Raw genomic sequence first — 17,690 nt, 5'->3', positions numbered from 1 at the left:
TTCGACATGGTCACCTCCACCAAGGTGCTCACCATTGTCGAAGACGCGATCGGCGCGCTGAAGTAAGCACTCAGGAAAGCGAAACCGCCCGGCTCCGCCGGGCGGTTCTGCGGCATGCCCCGTAGTCGGCATGTCAAAACATATCGACCGTTATGCAAACGGATGCAGTCCCGGCCGCTAGACTATCATCGCCGGCAGGAACACGAACGAGCTATGGCGCGGCCTGCCCGAAATTCTCACCTTCAGCATCGCTCAAAGACCAGATCTCGACACGCCGGAAACGGCAACGACCGCGCCGGACCTTTCAGCCGCGCGCTCCAGGTCCTGTCGCCCGCTTCGCGTATTTGCCAGCCAGCATGCGGTGTGGCTTTGCCTGCGGTTCAATCTGAGCCTGCGTGAAGTTGAGGAAATGCTGCTTGAGCGTGGTATCGACGTTTCCTAGGAGACAGTCCGTCGCTGGAGCAAAGTTTTGGGCTCTGGCGTGCGGTTGATCAGCATGGCTTTGTTCTCGAAGAAATCTTGCAGAAGCGCTGTGACAAAAGGGCGGCCAAGCGCCTGCTGGTGGCGCTGATGAAGCGCTATGGCTTAGTTCCCAAGCGGATCATCACCGACAGGCTTCGCTCCTATGGTGCAGCAAAGGCGGATGTGGCGCCAAGCCTTGACCATTGGTCGCACAAGGGTCTCAACAATCGAGCTGAGAATAGCCATCTGCCGTTTCGAAAGCGGGAACGAACCATGCAGGGACATCGATCGCCGGGAGCCTTGCAACGGTTCATCTCAATGCACCCTGCCACCCGCAATTGTTTTTCAGTGCCGTCGCGCCACCGGGAAGATCAAGCAATTCGCTACCACCGCCCTGAAGCGTTCGACGCATGGAAAGTTGCGTCATGCATCGCCTAAAATTCCCAGAGCTTGGGTCCTTGCCCGACCTGACAAACTGAATGTGACAACACCCTAAAATCACTTGGCAATGCCCAATACCGGCTCAGCTTCCCCGCTCGCCTTTATGCGAATTTTACGCCATTGCCCGATCTTCAGCATGGCAACTTTACGGCTCGCGGAGGCAACACCTTGTCAGCAACTGACAGGAGTTTAGCCATGTCCGATCTCATCTATCTGGTCCTTGGTATGACTGGTTTTGCCGCCTTCGCGCTATCGATCAGCCTCATTGATGGTCTCTGAGGCCCGCCATGTTCGATTTGTTTCTTGGGCTAGCGGTGACAGCAGTCACCTTTATTTTCCTTATACGGACACTCTTCAATCAGGGAAACAGCCGAGGAGGTCAGCATGGGTGACCTCGTCGGCTTTGCTCTTTTTGCAGTCGTTCTGACTGTTGCCGCATGGGCGCTTGCCGCGCATATGGCAAAAGTCTTCTCCGGCGAGAACAATGCGCTTTCTTTTGTTCTCGTCCCTCTTGAAAATCGAATCTATCGTCTTTGCGGGGTTGATCGCGAGAGCAGCCAGGGCTGGCGCAGCTATGCCCTCAGCGTGCTCGCAGTCAATCTTACGGGCTTTCTGGCACTCTACGCGATCCTCAGGTTCCAGCATCTCCTGCCGCTCAATCCAGACGGCATCGGGGCCATGGCTCCAGCCCTCGCCTTCAACACTGCCGTGAGTTTTGTCACCAATACCAACTGGCAGGCCTATTCCGGTGAAGTTCAGCTGTCCTATCTGTCGCAGATGGCAGGAATGACGGTTGAGAACTTTCTCTCGGCTGCGACGGGAATGGCAATCGGTGTTGCCGTTATCCGGGGCTTCGCCGGTGGTACTGGCCGGGGACTTGGCAATGTCTTCGTCGATATGACCCGCTCGATCCTCTACATTCTGTTGCCACTCTCGATCGTGCTCGGCCTGTTTCTTGTGCTTCAGGGCGTTCCGCAAACGCTTCTCGGTGCTGTTCATGTCCACACGCTTGAAGGCGCCGAACAGGTCATCGCTCGGGGTCCTGCAGCGAGCCAAATTGCAATCAAGCAGCTGGGGACGAACGGCGGCGGCTTCTTCGGGGTCAACTCGGCGCATCCCTTTGAAAACCCGAATGTAACCTCCGACCTTGCGCAAACTTTCGCCATCCTTCTTATCCCGGCCGCCTTTACCTTTCTTTTCGGCCGGATGGTCGGCGACCGGCGTCAAGGCATCGCGCTCTTCGTCGTCATGGGCATCCTGTTGGTGACCGGGCTTTTGATCATCCATTTCTCCGAACTTGCCGGCAATCCCCTGCTGGGCGCTGGGGCCAACCTTGAAGGCAAAGAGATGCGCTTCGGCGCAGCACTTTCCGCACTCTGGGCTGAAGCGACAACGGCGGCGTCGAATGGCTCGGTCAACGCAATGCATGACAGTTTCATGCCGCTTTCCGGCCTCGTCATGCTCATCAACATGCAGATCGGTGAAGTAATCTTCGGCGGTGTCGGGGCCGGGCTCTACGGCATGCTTCTCTATGTCGTCCTCACCGTCTTTCTTGCCGGGCTCATGGTCGGACGGACGCCGGAATATCTCGGGCGCAAGATCGAGGCAAAGGAAGTAACCCTCGCAATCATCGCCTTTCTGTCAATGCCTCTGGGCATTCTCATCGGCGGCGCTGTTTCAGCGGTGGTGCCGGCTGCACTGGCTTCGGTACAAGCGCCGGGACCGCATGGCCTTTCCGAAATCCTCTATGCCTATTCATCCGCCGTCGGCAACAACGGTTCGGCATTCGCCGGATTTGGGGCAGCAACCACATGGCAGACGACGGCCCTCGGCATATTGATGCTTGTTGGCCGCTACGCCATCATCGTCCCGATGCTGGCGATTGCCGGATCGCTCGCCGTCAAGCGCAGCATACCGACATCGGCCGCCAGTTTCCCGACCCATGGCCCGCTGTTCATCCTTCTGCTCATCTGCACCATCCTGATCCTCGGCGCACTCACCTTCTTCCCGGTCCTGTCACTCGGCCCAATCGCCGAACAGGTGTCGGTCACCCTTGGCCAGACCTTTTAAAAATTGCGGGGAAACATCATGAATTCTTTCGAAACCGGGTCCTCCGAGATCTACCGATCAGCGGCAATTGCATCCATACGGAAGCTATCTCCCAGGGCGCTGGCTGGCAATCCGGTCATCCTGGTGACCGCTCTTGTCGCCGCCATGACAACGCTGCTTTCGCTGCGCGATCTCCTATCTGGAGCGAGCGGCGCCAGCATCAATCTTCAGATCACCTTCTGGCTATGGGTCTGCGTATTGTTCTCGAATTTTGCCGAAGCACTCGCCGAAGGTCGCGGCAAAGCACGGGCCGACAGTCTGCGCGCCACCAAAGCAAAGACCATGGTGAAGCTATTGGCTGATATCGATGACCCCAATCCGCGTCTGGTCGCTTCCGATGGCTTGAAAGCCGGCCAGCTGGTTCTGGTGGAAGCGGGCGACATCATTCCAACCGATGCGGAAGTGATCGCCGGCACAGCCTCAGTCGACGAAAGTGCCATCACCGGCGAGAGTGCAGCCGTTATCCGTGAATCAGGTGGTGACCGCTCGGGCGTGACCGGCGGGACCCGCATCATTTCCGATAGCCTGGTCATCCGCATTATTGCTGAACCGGGAAAGAGTTTCCTGGACCGGATGATCGCCATGGTTGAGGGTGCAGAGCGGCAAAAGACGCCGAATGAGATCGCGCTCAACATCCTGCTTGCCGGCCTGACCCTGATTTTCCTCGTGGTTGTGGTCACACTTGAGCCATTCGCCCGCTATTATGGCCTGATCATTCCGGTCATCACCCTTGGCGCCTTGTTCGTGACGCTGATCCCGACCACGATCGGCGGGCTGCTGTCAGCCATCGGCATCGCCGGCATGGATCGGCTTGTGCGCGCCAATGTCATCGCCAAGTCGGGTCGCGCCGTTGAAGCGGCCGGCGATGTCGACACATTGCTGCTCGACAAGACCGGCACCATCACATTCGGCAACCGGATGGCGAATGAATTCATCGCCTCCCCCGGTGTCTCGACGCAGACGCTGATCAGATCCGCATTCTTATCCTCGCTTGCTGATGACACACCGGAAGGAAAGTCGATCATAACCCTCGCAGAACTGGAAATGCCCGGACTGGACCGTGGGGCTGCCACAGGCGGTGTTCCGGTTGCCTTCTCTGCCAGCACACGGCTCTCCGGCGTTGACATCGACGGACGACAGCTGCGCAAAGGTGCGATTGACGCGGTGGAGCGCTTTACCGGCATCGCAATGGATAAAACGCTCAGAGCCGCTGTTGAAGACATTGCCCGCTCTGGCGGTACACCGCTTATCGTGGCCGAGGACAGGCGTATTCTGGGTGCGGTTCATCTGAAGGATATCATCAAGCCCGGCGTTCGTGAACGCTTTGCCGAGCTGCGCCGTATCGGCATTCGCACGGTGATGATCACGGGTGACAACCCGCTGACCGCAGCAGCAATTGCCGCTGAGGCCGGTGTCGATGACTTTCTTGCTGAGGCGACGCCCGAAATGAAGCTGGATTTCATCCGCAAGGAGCAGGCGGGCGGGCGCCTCGTGGCGATGTGCGGTGACGGCTCTAATGACGCCCCTGCATTGGCTCAGGCTGATGTCGGCGTCGCGATGAACTCCGGTACGTCTGCAGCCAAAGAGGCAGCCAACCTGATCGATCTCGACAGTGATCCGACAAAACTGATTGAGATCGTAATGGTCGGAAAGGGCCTTTTGATCTCTCGTGGCGCCTTGACGACATTTTCAATCGCCAACGATGTGGCAAAGTATTTTGCGATTCTGCCGGCCATTTTCGCGGCCGCATTTCCGGGGCTTGCGGTCTTGAACATCATGCGTCTCTCAAGTCCCGAGAGTGCCATTTTATCAGCCGTCATCTTCAATGCTTTGGTCATCGTTGCGCTCATCCCGCTTGCGCTTCGTGGCGTTCGCTATCGACCGGAAAGTGCTGCGGCCCTGCTGAGCAGAAATTTGATGATCTTCGGTCTTGGCGGCCTCATTGCTCCCTTCGTCGGCATCAAGCTCATTGATCTGGCTGTGAGCGCGCTCGGCCTGGCCTGAAAGGAAAACAACATGTTCACTCTGATCCGCCCGGCCCTTGGCTTTACGCTCATCATGACGGCTTTGACAGGGCTTGGCTATCCACTTGCGATGACCGGTCTTGCCGGTGTCATCAACAGAAACAGCGCCCAGGGAAGCCTTCTCGTCGCTGACGGCCGTGTCGTCGGCTCGGCTCTGATCGGCCAGTCCTTTTCAGGCCGCCGCTATTTTCATCCGCGACCATCCGCCGTTGATTATGATGCGGCGGCGGCTGGTGCGTCCAATCTCGGTCCAAGTTCAGCAACACTCGTTGCTGAGGTCGCAAAGCGCCGCGCCGCATACCGTGAGGCTAACAATGCTAACGCCCCGATCGACGCAGTCACCTCATCCGCCTCAGGGCTTGATCCCGACATTTCCGTCGAAAATGCACGGAACCAGGCCGCACGCGTTGCCACCGCCCGCGGACTTCGACAGTCAGAGGTCGACAGCTTGATTGACGGATCGATAGCAAGGCCGCTTTTCGGTCTCTACGGCACGGCACGAGTGAATGTGCTCGCACTCAATCTGGCGCTTGACAAGGTGGCTGTGGACGCGCCAGTTCAAAAAAACTGAGGACCAAAGCATGGTGGATGCAAGGCGGCCGAGCCCAGAGGCGCTGCTGAACATCGCGCGCCGGGAAGGACGCGGGCGACTGAAGATCTTCCTCGGCGCGGCCCCTGGCGTCGGCAAGACTTACGCGATGCTGGACGCTGCGGCGCGGTTGGCGGCATCTGGCGTTCGCGTCGTTGTCGGCCTCGTCGAAACGCATGGCCGCACTGAAACGGAAATGATGCTGCGGGATCTTCATGTGCTTCCGCGGCGACCGTTTTTCCATAACGGCCGCATTCTGCACGAGCTGGACGTCGATGGCGTAATCGCCTACGCGCCGGATCTGGCAGTGATCGACGAACTTGCCCATTCCAACCTTTCCGGAAGCCGGCATGAGAAGCGCTGGCAGGATGTCGAGGACGTACTCGATGCCGGAATCGACGTCTATACCACACTCAATGTTCAGCATGTCGAGACGCTGAACGACATGGTGGCGCGCATAACCGGCGTCAGAGTGCGCGAAACGGTTCCCGACAAAGTTTTGTCCGAGGCAGATGAGATCGCTTTGATTGACCTGCCCCCGGATGAACTGATCGCGCGCCTGCGTGCTGGAAAAGTCTATATCGAGGATCAGGCAGCCCGTGCGGTCGCAAACTTCTTCGCCAAAGGCAATCTGACAGCGCTTCGAGAACTCGCTTTGCGCACCGCCGCAGATCGCATCGATCGACAGCTTCAGGATCACATGGCGAACCATGCCATCGATGGCCCCTGGCCAGCGCAGGAGCGCATCCTGGTTATTCTGCCGGAAGACATGGCAGGCCGAGATGCTGTGCGCGCCGGCAAACGCTCTGCCGATCGGGCTCGGGCGGAGTGGCTGGCAATCGGGGTTTCCTCTCTTGAGGGACCGCACCGGCATGGCGCAGGTGCCAATGCACTCAGATTGGCTGAACAACTCGGTGCCCGCGTCTCGCTCCTCGAAGTCGACCGAGATCCAGCCGCTGAGGTGATTGCACTGGCGCGACGCGAAAACGTCCGACGGATTCTATTGCCGCGCCCGCCAGCAAAGCGTCCGTTTTGGCACCGTTTTCAGCCCACAATGCACGAACGGCTTTATCAGGGGTTGCTGAACGAAGCAGATGCTTTTGAACTGACGCTGATGTCGGAAGGCGACGAAACCGTGCAGCACGCATCTGGCGTGAAGCCGCCTGGGGGGCCGTTGAGCGTTTTCCGTCCTGGAATTGTGCTGGCAACGGTCGTCACGACAACCGGACTGGCAGCCGGTCTTCAGCCGTTCTTCCCGACAGGCAGCCTGTCGCTGCTCTTCATGACGGCGACGGTCGCAATCGCAGCGCGCATGGGACGAAAGCCGGCGATCCTTGCTGCCGGCCTCTCCTTTCTCTGTTTCAATTTCTTCTTCACCGATCCGCTTTACACCCTCCGGATTTTCGACCGGACGCAGCTACTGACGCTGGTGCTTTTGCTTGTGTCATCAATCCTCACAGGCAATCTGGCGGCCAGATTGCGCGAACGGGTAATTGCCCAAAAGGCTGCAGCCGAACGGACGGCCAAACTTTATGACTTTTCACGCCAGGCAACGACGGCAGCCTCCTTCGACCAGGTTATTCAAGTCGCCGTTCATCACGTCTCGGCAGTTATCGGAGGAGAGGCAATGGTGCTCGTGCCTCCTGAAAACGGGCGCGCAGGGCCACTGGACATCGCCGGAGCCGAACCGATGCAGACGACGCTTGCCGCCCGCGAGCTGACTGCGGCGCGCTTTGCCTTCGATCACAGCGAGGCTGCGGGACGGGGGTCTGCAACGCTTCCAGCAACGGACTGGCTGTTTCTGCCTCTCAGGGCATCCGGAAAAAGCATCGGCGTGCTTGGCATCCGCAATGAAGTGGGAGAAACAATCGCAACCGAAGAGCGCAAACTCGCCGACGCTCTTGCTGATCAGGTGGCGCTCGCTCTTGAGCGGATCCGTCTTTCGGATGATCTGGCCCAAAGCCGCGTTACGTCAGAGACCGAGCGGCTACGCACAGCGTTACTCTCTTCGGTGAGCCATGATCTTCGCACACCCCTCGTATCAATTCTCGGCGCTGCGGAAAGCCTTGAGAACCAGATCCTCACAGATAATTTGCGCGCCATACTGATCACGACAATCCGTGACGAAGGCGAGCGGCTCGATCGCTATATTCAAAACCTCCTTGACATGACGCGCCTTGGGCATGGCGCACTGAAGCCGCGCACGAGCCCGACAGATCTGCGCGAACTTGTCGGGGCCGCACGGCAGCGGCTTCGCGGGCCATTACGGGATCATCCGCTCAAAATTGATATTCCAAACGAATTTCCGCCCGTCGATGTCGACCCTATTCTGGTCGAACAGGTTTTCGTAAATATTCTCGACAATGCCGCCAAATATTCCGGCGTTGGCGCCCCGATTGAAGTGGCAGCACAAGTGACTGATGGCATGATCGAGATCGCGATTCAGGACGAGGGGGCGGGCTTTCCTGCTGGCGAGGAAAACCGGGTTTTCGACATGTTCTGGCGCGCTACTCAGGGCGACGGGAAACCCGCCGGCGCGGGCCTGGGTCTTGCTATCTGCCGTGGAATTGTAGAAGCCCATGGTGGCACGATCAGCGCCAGTGCCGTTCCGCAAAATGGCGCATGCATTGCCTTCAGGCTGCCAATCGCGAGAACGGGGACCCCAGAATGAGCGCGCGTGTTCTGATTATCGATGACGAGGCAGCAATCCGCCGTTTTCTGAGCGTGGCCCTTGAGGCGGAAGGGCATCTGGTGTTCACCGCAGCAACCGCTCGTGACGGAGTGGCTGCCGCTGCCCGGGAAAACCCGGCGGCCATCATTCTTGATCTGGGCCTGCCGGACGCGGATGGCATCACCGTGCTGAAAACGATACGCGAATGGACACGGGTGCCGGTTCTCGTTCTCTCGGTCCGTTCTGACGAAGACGGAAAGATCGCAGCGCTCGATGCCGGCGCGCAGGACTATGTAACGAAGCCATTTTCGACAGCCGAGCTCCTTGCCCGGCTGCGGGGGTTGTTGCGTGATCATGCCGAGGATGCGGCCAGCGCCACGATCACACTCGGTGCACTTTCAATCGATCGGGCCGAGCGGCGGGCGACACTTGCGGATGAAGATCTCAATCTTACACGTAAAGAGTTTGATCTGCTTTGGCTGCTTGCAACCCATCGCGGCCGGCTCGTCACACAAGATATGATCCTGAAAGCCATCTGGGGCGTGGCTCACACGGACGATACGCAATATCTGCGCGTCTATATCCGACAGCTACGCGCCAAGCTGGGCGACGATGCCGCCGACCCTCGCTGGATCTTCACCGAGCCAGGCATTGGCTATCGCCTGGCCGATGGGTAAACGGAACCGCTTGCGGCTGAGGGCGGAACGACACTTCACGCCAATTTCAGAAATTCCAGATCCAATATCCCGCGATCTGGTCATCTCACCACTTTCCTAAGATGAAGGCCATTTCACTTGCTCGTCGTGCTTCAGCAAATCCCGCCGATTGATTCCATCAAATTGCGCGTTCGTTTCAATCGATCACACGACTATTCGGCATTTACAATTCGAGTCGCCCAATTCGGCAAAGGTTCCCCTTCCCGCCGTGGGTTTCTGCACATAGACCAGAAAACAGGAAATTGAGGGCCGCCTGTTGCCGAGCGGACCTCGTAAGCGCGTAAGAACTCACTGCACAGTAACGTTTGTAGTGAACTTCTTTCCCTCGACATCGATGAGCGTCAGGATCAGGCCATCGCTTGCTGTGGCACCATCAGGCAAGGCAAAACTGAGCGTCGCCTGGCTGCCGAGCTGGCAGCGGATGCCATAGGCGATCTGGGCGCAGCTGGACCAGGGCGCGAAGCGATTGTCGGAGATGCTGACGATGTTCTTGTTGTCGAGATCAGCGGCATCCAGGTCGAAGACCGGCGCGCCCGACCCATCCTTGGCGGATAGCGTGGCGCGGACGATATAGGCGCCCTGCGTATCGGGGCCCGCATCGGTGTAGAGCCGCGCCGAGACCGTATCGCCCGAGATCAGGCCCTGCGACATCGAAACATGCGGTACGAGATTGTTGTAGCGCTTGCCGAGCGGGCTGTAGATCGCATCGAAATAGAAGCCGTAGAAGAAGACGGTAAAGGCAAAGGCGACGAGCCCCAGAATGCTGGTGATGCTGATCACGCGGCTGCGTGACAGCGGCAGCGGCCCGCTGGTCAGCCAGGCCAACCATGGCGTTCGCGCCGTCCGGCCGGATTTGACGATCAGGTTGTCGAGCGAATAGGGGCCGCTTCCGGTTACCAGCACGACGGCGGTCATGGCGAAGGAACATGCCGCCATCGTCCATTCGTCGAGGCAGGTGGTTCCCATCCAGCCGAAGATGATCATCAGCACGACCGAAAGTCCCATGCCGACAAGCGAGACGAAACGGGTCGCAAGCCCCAGCATCAGCCCGACACCGACCATCAGTTCCACCAGACTGAAGCCGATCACCGAGATATGCAGCAAAAGGCCATGATCGAGCAGCCAGTGAAGAATATCACCAACGCCAAATGGCACGCCTGGCGCGGCATGGACGAGCTTGTTGGCAAGATAGCCGGGAGAATCCGGGTCGATCTTCTTCAGATCATAGATGAACCGGCGCGAGAAACCGCCCCAGTAGACCCATCCGATGACAAGGCGGTTTGCCAGTATGGCAGCACCGAGAAGCTGCCAGACCGACGGCGCGACCGCTTGCCCGTCTCCGTTTGATGTCAAAGCTTTCATTAGAGTTGTCCTTTTTAGCGAGGAAGCTGAGCGCGGCAGCAGAGCAGACCTTCCTGTGGCCGCCGCAGACTGTTCAATAGACAAAATTCAAGGAATACTGGTTGACCCACATCAAGAAAAAATCAGTTAACGAATTGATTTATAATGGTTTTATTAAGGTTTTTCGGCCTCACGGGCGCGCAGTGAAGCCCGTGGAAAATTGCCTTCCGGCAACTATCAACGGAACACACTTTTGGCTGTCCGGAAGGTTTGTATTATGGTTTCATGCGCGCATCCTTTGCGGTCAGCACCACAACTCTCATCCCGTCGGAGACACAGGCGTAAAGGTCCATCACATCACTCCACCCGGTCGCCGGCAGCCTGACGCTTGCGTGCCTCGGCAAGCGCGGCTGTGAAGCCCTGATAATCGAGTGTCGAAGTTCTGAATGGACCGATCAGATAGGTCGGGGTCGATACGATGCCGAGGGCATCGGCTTGCCCCATCGTGCGCCCAAGTAGCGCTGCGAAATCGCTCTTGTGCTGCTTGATGTCATCCTGGAGCTGGTCCATATCGATCGCGGTGGCGCGCACCGCGGCCAGCATCTGATCCTTGCTGACGCCATGACCGGGGATCGCCATCAGCGCGTTGTGGGCATCCAGGTACTTGCCCTGATATTTGGCGCCGAGAGCCAGTTGCGCGCCATAAACCGAAGCTTCGGTCAAAACTGGCCAGTCCTTGAAGACCAGGCGGACATGGCCATCATCTTTGACAATGCGGGCAAGATCGGGCGCCGATTTCTTGCAATAGGGGCAGTTGTAGTCGAGGAAGGCGACGATGGTGACATCGCCATCGGGATTGCCGGTTTCCGGTGCGTCGGGATCATGCAGCACAGCCTGGACATCGACGTTCTGCGCTTTGGCAACACCTGTCCAGGCGAGCGCCAACGCCGAAGTCAACGTCAGGCCCAGAAAATCTCGTCGATCCATTGCAATCTCCTGTCGGTTATTGTTCAGACACCGGCTGCTGCCAGTCGCTTTGAAAATGCGCTTGCCGACAGCGCGCCGGTGACGCGGCTGCCGGGGATTTCCTGCCCATCGGCATCAATCAGGAACAGTGTCGGCGGGCCGATCACGGCAAACCGGGCCATCAGCTGGCGGCTGCCGGTATCCTGCCGCGTCACGTCGACGGTGATGACCGGCAACCGGTCAAGGCGCCCCTGATATTCGGGGGTCGCCATTAGCCGTTCGTTGGATTTGCACACCGTGCACCAGCCGGCGGAAAAAGAGACGAGCGCGATTTTGCCGTCGAGCCCGCTCAGGGCGTGGTCGAACGCAACGCTGTCGCTCACCCGGACCTCATCGCGCTCGCTGGGTGCTTCAACGGCAACGCGCCCCGCCAAGGATGCCAGCGGCTGAAGGGGATCTGTGCCACCGGCCGAGGCGTCGACGATCATCACCACAGCCACGAGTGCCGAGAAGAGGCCAGCAGCTTTGCCGGCGCGCTTTCCGAAACCGCTCTCTCCATCGAGGCGATCGAAACCACCGAGAAACACGGACAAACCGAGGGCGAAGGCACCCCACAGCGCAAGGTCGGCTGCTGCGGGAACAAGACGTGTGAGCAACAGAATGGCAACGGCAAGGAAGACGACGCCAAAGCCGCGGCGCACCCGTTCGAGCCAGGGCCCCGAGCGCGGCAGCGCCCGCGCACCGAAGGTTCCGAATGCAATGAGTGGCAGCGCCATCCCGAACCCGAGGGCGAAGAGCGCGGCCCCGCCACGCACCGCCGCGCCGGTGCTGACCGCGTAGAGCATGGCGGCTGCGAGCGGCGGCGTGACACAGGGACCGACGATGAGCGCGGAGCCGAAGCCGAGAATGGCCGCGCCTGCGAACGATCCGCTCGTCCTGCCCCGACCATGGAAACGGCGTGACAACGCATCCGGCATCCTGAGTTCGAAGAGCCCGAACATCGACAGGGCAAGCGCCACGAAGACCAGGGACGAAATGCCCAGCGCCACCGGCGACTGCAGCACGGCCTGAAGGTTGGCGCCGGACCAGCCGGCGACGAGGCCGATGAAGCCATAGGCGGTCGCGATCGCGAGACCATAGGAGAGCGACAGCGCGAAGCTGCGACCGGTGGAAAGCGGTCCGCGCGCGCCGGCAAGCATTGCAGAGAGGATCGGCACCATCGGAAAGATGCAAGGGGTGAAGGCCATCAGCAGGCCGAAGCCAAGGAAACCGGCCAGCATCAGCACGATATGGCCGGCAAGATAGGTCTCCGCAGGGCCCGCCGCCGGGGTTTCCGCCGCCGTTGCGACCCCGGTCCCGGCCTTTACCGGTTCCGGCGCCCAATCGGTGAAGGTGCCCGATGACGTCCCAACAGAAGACTTTCCGTTAACATCGAGTGTCGCCAGATCGACCGTCTTTTCGACGGGCGGATAGCAGATCCCTTTTTCGGCACATCCCTGATAGGAAATGGAGAGTGTGCCATCGGCGGGAAGACCGGCCGCGACGACCGAAACGTGGTTCTGATAGATTGCCACCCGGCCGAAATTCGGATCGTCCCTTGCCTCGCCGGGCGGCAGTGCCAGGGCGATGGCACTGCCGTCAAGGCTCGCCGTCATCGCGTCGCGATAAAGGTAGGTTCCCGGCGCAATTGTCCAGTCGAGCACGAGCCTGTCTTTTCCGTCGCGCGCGGCGGAAAGATGGAACACATCATCAGCCGGCAGCGGCATTTCAGCCCGTGCGGCAATCACCGGAACTGTCAGAAAAACCAGTAACCAGATATAAGAGAACCGGAAAAACGCGGACATGGTTCGGTGAAACCTTCATTCGGTCTTGATGCCCGCAAAATCTTCCCCGAGCTTAAGGCAGTCTTAAGCTCGGCGGAAAACAACCCGGACATCCGTCAGAAGCCCGAGGAAAAGATGCGTCTGCTTGTTGTCGAAGATGACCCGGTTCTTGCCGATGGCCTCAAGGTCGGCCTCGGCCTTGCCGGCAGTACGGTTGATGCCGTTGCCAACCTCGCCGACGCGCGTCTGGCGGTCCGGACAGCGGAATTCGACGCCATCGTGCTGGATATGATGCTGCCCGACGGCTCCGGCCTCGATCTGCTTTCCGAAATGCGCCAGCACGGCAGTGCTACGCCGGTGGTGATGCTGACCGCACTGGACGAGACGGCCGACCGGATCCGCGGCCTCGATATCGGCGCTGATGACTATATCGGCAAGCCGTTCGACCTTGATGAGCTGGCGGCGCGGCTCCGCGCAGTGACGCGGCGGCGGAATGGTCGCAGCGATACGCTTCTGGCCGCCGCAGGCATCAGGCTTGACCCCGCGACGATGATCGCCAGCACGGAGACCGGGGAATTCCCGCTTTCGCGACGCGAATTCGCGGTGTTGCTCGCGCTGATGGAACGACCGGGAGTGATTCGCTCGCGCGGTGAACTTGAGGATCGGCTTTATGGCTGGCAGGAGGATGTTGAAAGCAATGCTGTCGAGGTTCACATCCACAACCTGCGCGCCAAGATCGGCCGCGAGACGATTGAAACTGTCCGCGGCCTTGGCTATCGCATGAAGGCATCATGATGCGCTCTCTGCGTCGCCGTCTCTTCGTTCTGCTGGTCGTCGCCACAGGCGTGATCTGGCTGACCGCCTTCATCTGGATTTCGCTCTGGAGCCGCTCCGAAATTGAACATGTGCTCGATACGCGGCTCAGGGAAGCGGCGCGCATGGTGCATTCGCTGGTTGCCGGCGGCAATGTCACGGCAGCCGACGCTGCTGCCGGGGTCAAGACGGTCGACTACGAAAAGCAGCTCTCCTGTCAGATCTGGTCACTCGACGGCCGTCTGGTCGCCCGATCAAGCGGCGCACCGGATGCGAGCCTCGCCCTTGATACCGAAGGCTATGGCGAGAGACAGGTCAACGGCGAGGCCTGGCGGGTCTACACCATCGTCGACGCGGAGAAGGGTGTCCGGGTTGTCGTCGGCGACCGGATCGGCCTCAGGAACCGGCTGGTCCGCGATCTCGTCGCCGGCCTTCTCGTTCCCGCGGTGCTGATCATGCCGCTCTTTGCCGCGCTGATCTGGTTCGGCGTCGGCCGGGGTCTTGCCCCGCTCAGAAGCCTTGCCCGCGAAATCGAGATGCGCGATGGCGAGGACATGCGCTCCGTGTCCGTCGATAATGCGCCCGGCGAGGTCCGACCGCTGATCGCCGCGCTCAACAGCCTTTTCGGACGGGTGGACGCCTCCCGCCGCCACGAAAGAGAGTTGACCTCTTTCGCGGCGCACGAGCTGAAGACGCCGCTTGCGGGCCTCAGGACCCAGGCCCAGATCGCGCTCGCCACCGAAGATGAGAGCATCAGGGCCCGGGCGCTTGGCCAGATCCTGCTCTCGGTCGACCGGACCAGCCGTCTCGTACGCCAGCTTCTCGCTCTTGCCCGCCTCGAAGCTGGGCGGGGCGCCGAACCCCTGGCAAACATCTCTGTCGGCAGGGCCATTCGCGAGATGCTCATGCAACTCCCCATGCGCTGCAACACCGAGACCACCATCGATCCCGCACTGGATGGACTTGCCCTGGCTGCCGACCCGGCGACGCTGGAACTGATCCTCAGAAATCTTCAGGAAAACGCCTGCCAGCACACACCGCCAGGTCGCGTGGTCCGCTGGGTGAAGACGCAGGACGGCTTTGCGATCGAGGATGAAGGCTGTGGCGTCGCTGACAGTGAGCTTCTGCTCCTCACGCGCCGGTTCTTTCGCGGAAGCAACAACAGCACTGCGGGAACGGGTCTCGGGCTCACCATCGTCGCCATGGCGGTCGGTCGCCTTCATGGCGACCTCGACCTTGGAAATCGACCTGAAGGCGGCTTCAGGGTCGGGATTGTCTTTGGCAAGAATAAACGCGCGTGACCCCTTCCTTGTTCGCTGAGCAAATGTCGACGAAATTTAGGGCAATTCAGCGCAGCCAGAAGACACCGAGAAAGATGGCTTATTGACTTCAGCGATTGGTGTCGAAGGTAACTCCTTTTTAGACGGATTCCTGTCTTTTGGGGCAGCAGCAGACAATGAGACATTGCTGCAGGCCCTTGCCTAAAGCGCGCAGACTTCGAAACCCTTGATTGTCGCATAGACTGTTTTCAGTGTGTCGAACCGGCTCTGATGCAGAAATTTTGCTGCTGTCCGAAAGAGTGCTGACAATTTTCAGCGGGATTTTTACTGAGCGATTTCAAGTGGCGCCATTCTCAGGGTGACGCGACTTTATGGGCGGTGCGGCGGTATTGCCGCTATGGGATCAGCTACCGCGATCTTGAACAGATGATGGGTAAGCGCGGTGTGCCCGTCGATCATTCCACGATTTATCGCTGGGTCCAGAAATACGCACCGGAGATGGAAAAGCGGCTGCGCCGGGATCGTGACCCATTGCGGAGTGTAACTTCGGCGTTCGCCGTGGCTTCCGGACATAGCCGGGAACGGATCAGCTTGCGGCAGGCAGGGTGCTGTCCGTATGGCGCTGCTTGTGCGGGACCTTCAAATCATATTCAAGCCAATGGTCGATCGTCGAAACAAACGCATCCAGCTTCGCTCGCCGCACAGCTGACTGACGCTGATAGCCAGGAGGAACCGCATACGACATCATCTTGGCGACGCTGTCGCGCGATATGTTGAAATGCTTGGCGGCTTCACGCCGGCTCATGCCCGCCGATACGGCAAGGCCGACCTTCAAATACAAGTCCAAGACAGCAATCCCCACCCCTCCTGCGCTCATGCAGAAGGTAAATAGGTGGCCGACTTTTGCGCCGCCGCTCTCAGTCGAGCCACTATTTTCAAGGACGATCGATGGTTTGCCTTCAAGCCGTGGCGCTCAGCAACCTCATTCACTGTCGCGCCCGGCCGCAAGCTCTCAGACATGATCGGCGCCTTGATCTCGTCAGGCCATTGGCGATGGGCATTAGGCCGTCGACGGCGCATCGTGAGAACCTCCATTGTACTCTCCCCGGAAAAACTCCCTTCCACTTAAATCATGCGACCTCGATCAGAGATCAGGCAACGAAGGGAAAGGTCGTGAGAGAACAGCGTCACAGACGCCACCGCAAACAAGAGAGCTGTCTGACCGAAATTCTGTGAGTGCACTTTATGAGGAATATATGAAAATAACCGCACACCACATCTGCCCTCATTTACATCCGATAATCTTGCCTTATCGGACATTATTCTATAGGCTCCGTTTTCATGACAAAATCACCGCAAGACATCCCAGAACAGAATGCTTCCGTGTCGGGGCAGCCGGCAGATGTGTCGACTGTTATTCCGGCGGGCGGTGCACTTCCGCTTGCGCCGCATTTAGAGGATCTCGTCGAGACAGCGCGATCCTACGCGAAAGCCTCACGCTCGAAAAACACGCAGCACGCCTATGATGCTGACTGGAAACATTTCGGGGCCTGGTGCCGGCGAATGGGCGTGGATCCGCTGCCGCCAGTGCCGCAGACCATTGGCCTCTATATCAGTGCACTCGCGCACGGTGATCAGAGACGCAAGACCCCTGCCCTGTCGGTTGCGACGATCGAGCGCCGGCTCTCCGGCCTCAGCTGGCACTTTGCCCAGCGCGGCCAGCCGCTCGATCGCAAGGACCGCCATATCGCCACCGTCCTTGCTGGTATCCGCCGCAGCCACGCGCGACCGCCGCAGGGCAAGGACGCCCTCATGGGCGCCGATATCATCGCCATGACAGACACGCTCGGCCGCGATCTGCGCGGCCTGCGTGACCGGGCCATTCTGCTGATCGGCTTTGCCGGCGGGCTCAGACGTTCAGAAATTGTCGCCCTCGACGTTGAAAGAGAGGACAGCAGTACGGGTTGGATCGAGATCGTGCCCGAAGCTGGCCTGATCCTCAGACTGCGTGGCAAGACGGGCTGGCGCGAGGTCGAGATCGGGCGCGGCTCGAGCGAGGCATCATGCCCGCTTACCGCCGTCGAGACGTGGATTCACTATGCGAAAATCGCGCGCGGTCCGCTTTTCCGGCGGATATTCAAGGACGGAACGCGTGTCGATGTCGAAAGACTGTCCGACAGGCATGTTGCACGGCTGGTGAAACGCACCGCCCTTGATGCCGGCATTCGTGCCGATTTGCCGGAAGCCGAACGGCAAAAGCTTTTCTCCGGTCACTCCTTGCGTGCCGGTCTCGCCTCCTCCGCCGAGATTGAGGAACGCTACGTGCAAAGGCAGCTTGGCCATGCCTCTGCAGAAATGACCCGGAAATATCAGCGCCGCCGCGACAGGTTCCGCGTCAACCTCACCAAGGCAGCGGGGCTGTAGCGCCCTTTCCTTCCCCTCCGCGATGACCGTT

General features: G+C 59.6%; 12 protein-coding genes and 3 pseudogenes. 10 read left to right on the top strand and 5 right to left on the bottom strand.

Annotated elements, in window-relative coordinates; genetic code table 11:
* The first annotated feature begins 361 nt into the window (after positions 1-361).
* From HCK86_RS22605 to HCK86_RS22580, 6 genes and pseudogenes are all read left to right on the top strand, one after another.
* Positions 362-900: pseudogene (locus tag HCK86_RS22605) on the top strand (DDE-type integrase/transposase/recombinase).
* Between the two features lie 387 nt (positions 901-1,287).
* Positions 1,288-2,973 carry a potassium-transporting ATPase subunit KdpA gene (gene kdpA / locus HCK86_RS22600; protein WP_176086753.1) on the top strand — a complete coding sequence of 562 codons (1,686 nt, stop codon included), beginning with the start codon at positions 1,288-1,290 and terminating at the stop codon, positions 2,971-2,973.
* An 18-nt stretch (positions 2,974-2,991) separates the two neighbouring features.
* Positions 2,992-5,016, top strand: coding sequence for a potassium-transporting ATPase subunit KdpB (gene kdpB, locus HCK86_RS22595; protein ID WP_176086752.1), 2,025 nt, complete (start codon positions 2,992-2,994; stop codon positions 5,014-5,016).
* 12 nt (positions 5,017-5,028) lie between these two features.
* Positions 5,029-5,607 carry a potassium-transporting ATPase subunit KdpC gene (gene kdpC / locus HCK86_RS22590; RefSeq protein ID WP_176086751.1) on the top strand — a complete coding sequence of 193 codons (579 nt, stop codon included), beginning with the start codon at positions 5,029-5,031 and terminating at the stop codon, positions 5,605-5,607.
* Positions 5,608-5,617: 10 nt separating this feature from the next.
* Positions 5,618-8,296, top strand: coding sequence for a sensor histidine kinase KdpD (locus tag HCK86_RS22585; RefSeq protein ID WP_176086750.1), 2,679 nt, complete (start codon positions 5,618-5,620; stop codon positions 8,294-8,296).
* A complete protein-coding gene (locus HCK86_RS22580; protein WP_176086749.1) occupies positions 8,293-8,973 on the top strand; it encodes a response regulator transcription factor in 681 nt (226 codons plus the stop codon). Before HCK86_RS22585 ends, HCK86_RS22580 begins: the two co-directional genes overlap by 4 nt.
* A gap of 327 nt (positions 8,974-9,300) precedes the next feature.
* Here HCK86_RS22580 and HCK86_RS22575 read toward each other — a convergent pair whose 3' ends face one another.
* The 3 genes from HCK86_RS22575 to dsbD form a co-directional block, all read right to left on the bottom strand.
* Complete coding sequence (locus HCK86_RS22575; protein ID WP_176086748.1) at positions 9,301-10,374, bottom strand: TQO small subunit DoxD; 1,074 nt, start codon at positions 10,372-10,374, stop codon at positions 9,301-9,303.
* Between the two features lie 336 nt (positions 10,375-10,710).
* Positions 10,711-11,340, bottom strand: coding sequence for a DsbA family protein (locus tag HCK86_RS22570; RefSeq protein WP_176086747.1), 630 nt, complete (start codon positions 11,338-11,340; stop codon positions 10,711-10,713).
* Between the two features lie 23 nt (positions 11,341-11,363).
* Positions 11,364-13,163 carry a protein-disulfide reductase DsbD gene (gene dsbD / locus HCK86_RS22565; RefSeq protein WP_176086746.1) on the bottom strand — a complete coding sequence of 600 codons (1,800 nt, stop codon included), beginning with the start codon at positions 13,161-13,163 and terminating at the stop codon, positions 11,364-11,366.
* A 114-nt stretch (positions 13,164-13,277) separates the two neighbouring features.
* On the opposite strand from dsbD, the gene HCK86_RS22560 reads away from it, so the two are divergent.
* The 3 genes and pseudogenes from HCK86_RS22560 to HCK86_RS22550 form a co-directional block, all read left to right on the top strand.
* The gene (locus HCK86_RS22560; protein WP_176086760.1) at positions 13,278-13,937 is read left to right on the top strand and encodes a response regulator transcription factor; all 660 of its coding nucleotides are present in this window, start codon (positions 13,278-13,280) and stop codon (positions 13,935-13,937) included.
* Entirely contained in the window at positions 13,934-15,256 is a 1,323-nt protein-coding gene (locus tag HCK86_RS22555) for an ATP-binding protein (protein ID WP_246739736.1), read from the top strand. Before HCK86_RS22560 ends, HCK86_RS22555 begins: the two co-directional genes overlap by 4 nt.
* 306 nt (positions 15,257-15,562) lie before the next feature.
* Positions 15,563-15,751 (top strand): annotated as a pseudogene (locus HCK86_RS22550) (IS6 family transposase); the annotation flags it as partial.
* Positions 15,752-15,851: 100 nt separating this feature from the next.
* On the opposite strand, the pseudogene HCK86_RS22545 reads toward HCK86_RS22550, so the two are convergent.
* Positions 15,852-16,040: pseudogene (locus tag HCK86_RS22545) on the bottom strand (IS21 family transposase); the annotation flags it as partial.
* 68 nt (positions 16,041-16,108) lie between these two features.
* Positions 16,109-16,315: a transposase gene (locus HCK86_RS22540; RefSeq protein ID WP_281409630.1), complete on the bottom strand. Its 207-nt coding sequence runs from the start codon at positions 16,313-16,315 to the stop codon at positions 16,109-16,111.
* Between the two features lie 303 nt (positions 16,316-16,618).
* Here HCK86_RS22540 and HCK86_RS22535 point away from each other — a divergent pair, with 303 nt between their 5' ends.
* On the top strand, positions 16,619-17,659 hold the full coding sequence (locus tag HCK86_RS22535; RefSeq protein WP_348641116.1) for a tyrosine-type recombinase/integrase: 1,041 nt from the start codon (positions 16,619-16,621) through the stop codon (positions 17,657-17,659).
* Positions 17,660-17,690: the final 31 nt, after the last annotated feature.

The sequence above is a fragment of the Martelella sp. HB161492 genome, assembly GCF_013184775.1.
In the GTDB taxonomy this organism is placed as follows: Bacteria; Pseudomonadota; Alphaproteobacteria; order Rhizobiales; family Rhizobiaceae; genus Martelella.
The sequence above is the reverse complement of the archived record's forward strand: the minus strand, read 5'-3'. Positions and strand labels throughout refer to the sequence as shown.

Excerpts from the sequence above, each read along its gene's own strand:
- kdpA (WP_176086753.1), top strand. The coding sequence starts at position 1,288 with ATGGGTGACCTCGTCGGCTTTGCTCTTTTTGCAGTCGTTCTGACTGTT.
- kdpB (WP_176086752.1), top strand. The coding sequence starts at position 2,992 with ATGAATTCTTTCGAAACCGGGTCCTCCGAGATCTACCGATCAGCGGCA.
- kdpC (WP_176086751.1), top strand. The coding sequence starts at position 5,029 with ATGTTCACTCTGATCCGCCCGGCCCTTGGCTTTACGCTCATCATGACG.
- HCK86_RS22585 (WP_176086750.1), top strand. The coding sequence starts at position 5,618 with ATGGTGGATGCAAGGCGGCCGAGCCCAGAGGCGCTGCTGAACATCGCG.
- HCK86_RS22580 (WP_176086749.1), top strand. The coding sequence starts at position 8,293 with ATGAGCGCGCGTGTTCTGATTATCGATGACGAGGCAGCAATCCGCCGT.
- HCK86_RS22575 (WP_176086748.1), bottom strand. The coding sequence starts at position 10,374 with ATGAAAGCTTTGACATCAAACGGAGACGGGCAAGCGGTCGCGCCGTCG.
- HCK86_RS22570 (WP_176086747.1), bottom strand. The coding sequence starts at position 11,340 with ATGGATCGACGAGATTTTCTGGGCCTGACGTTGACTTCGGCGTTGGCG.
- dsbD (WP_176086746.1), bottom strand. The coding sequence starts at position 13,163 with ATGTCCGCGTTTTTCCGGTTCTCTTATATCTGGTTACTGGTTTTTCTG.
- HCK86_RS22560 (WP_176086760.1), top strand. The coding sequence starts at position 13,278 with ATGCGTCTGCTTGTTGTCGAAGATGACCCGGTTCTTGCCGATGGCCTC.
- HCK86_RS22555 (WP_246739736.1), top strand. The coding sequence starts at position 13,934 with ATGATGCGCTCTCTGCGTCGCCGTCTCTTCGTTCTGCTGGTCGTCGCC.
- HCK86_RS22540 (WP_281409630.1), bottom strand. The coding sequence starts at position 16,315 with ATGCGCCGTCGACGGCCTAATGCCCATCGCCAATGGCCTGACGAGATC.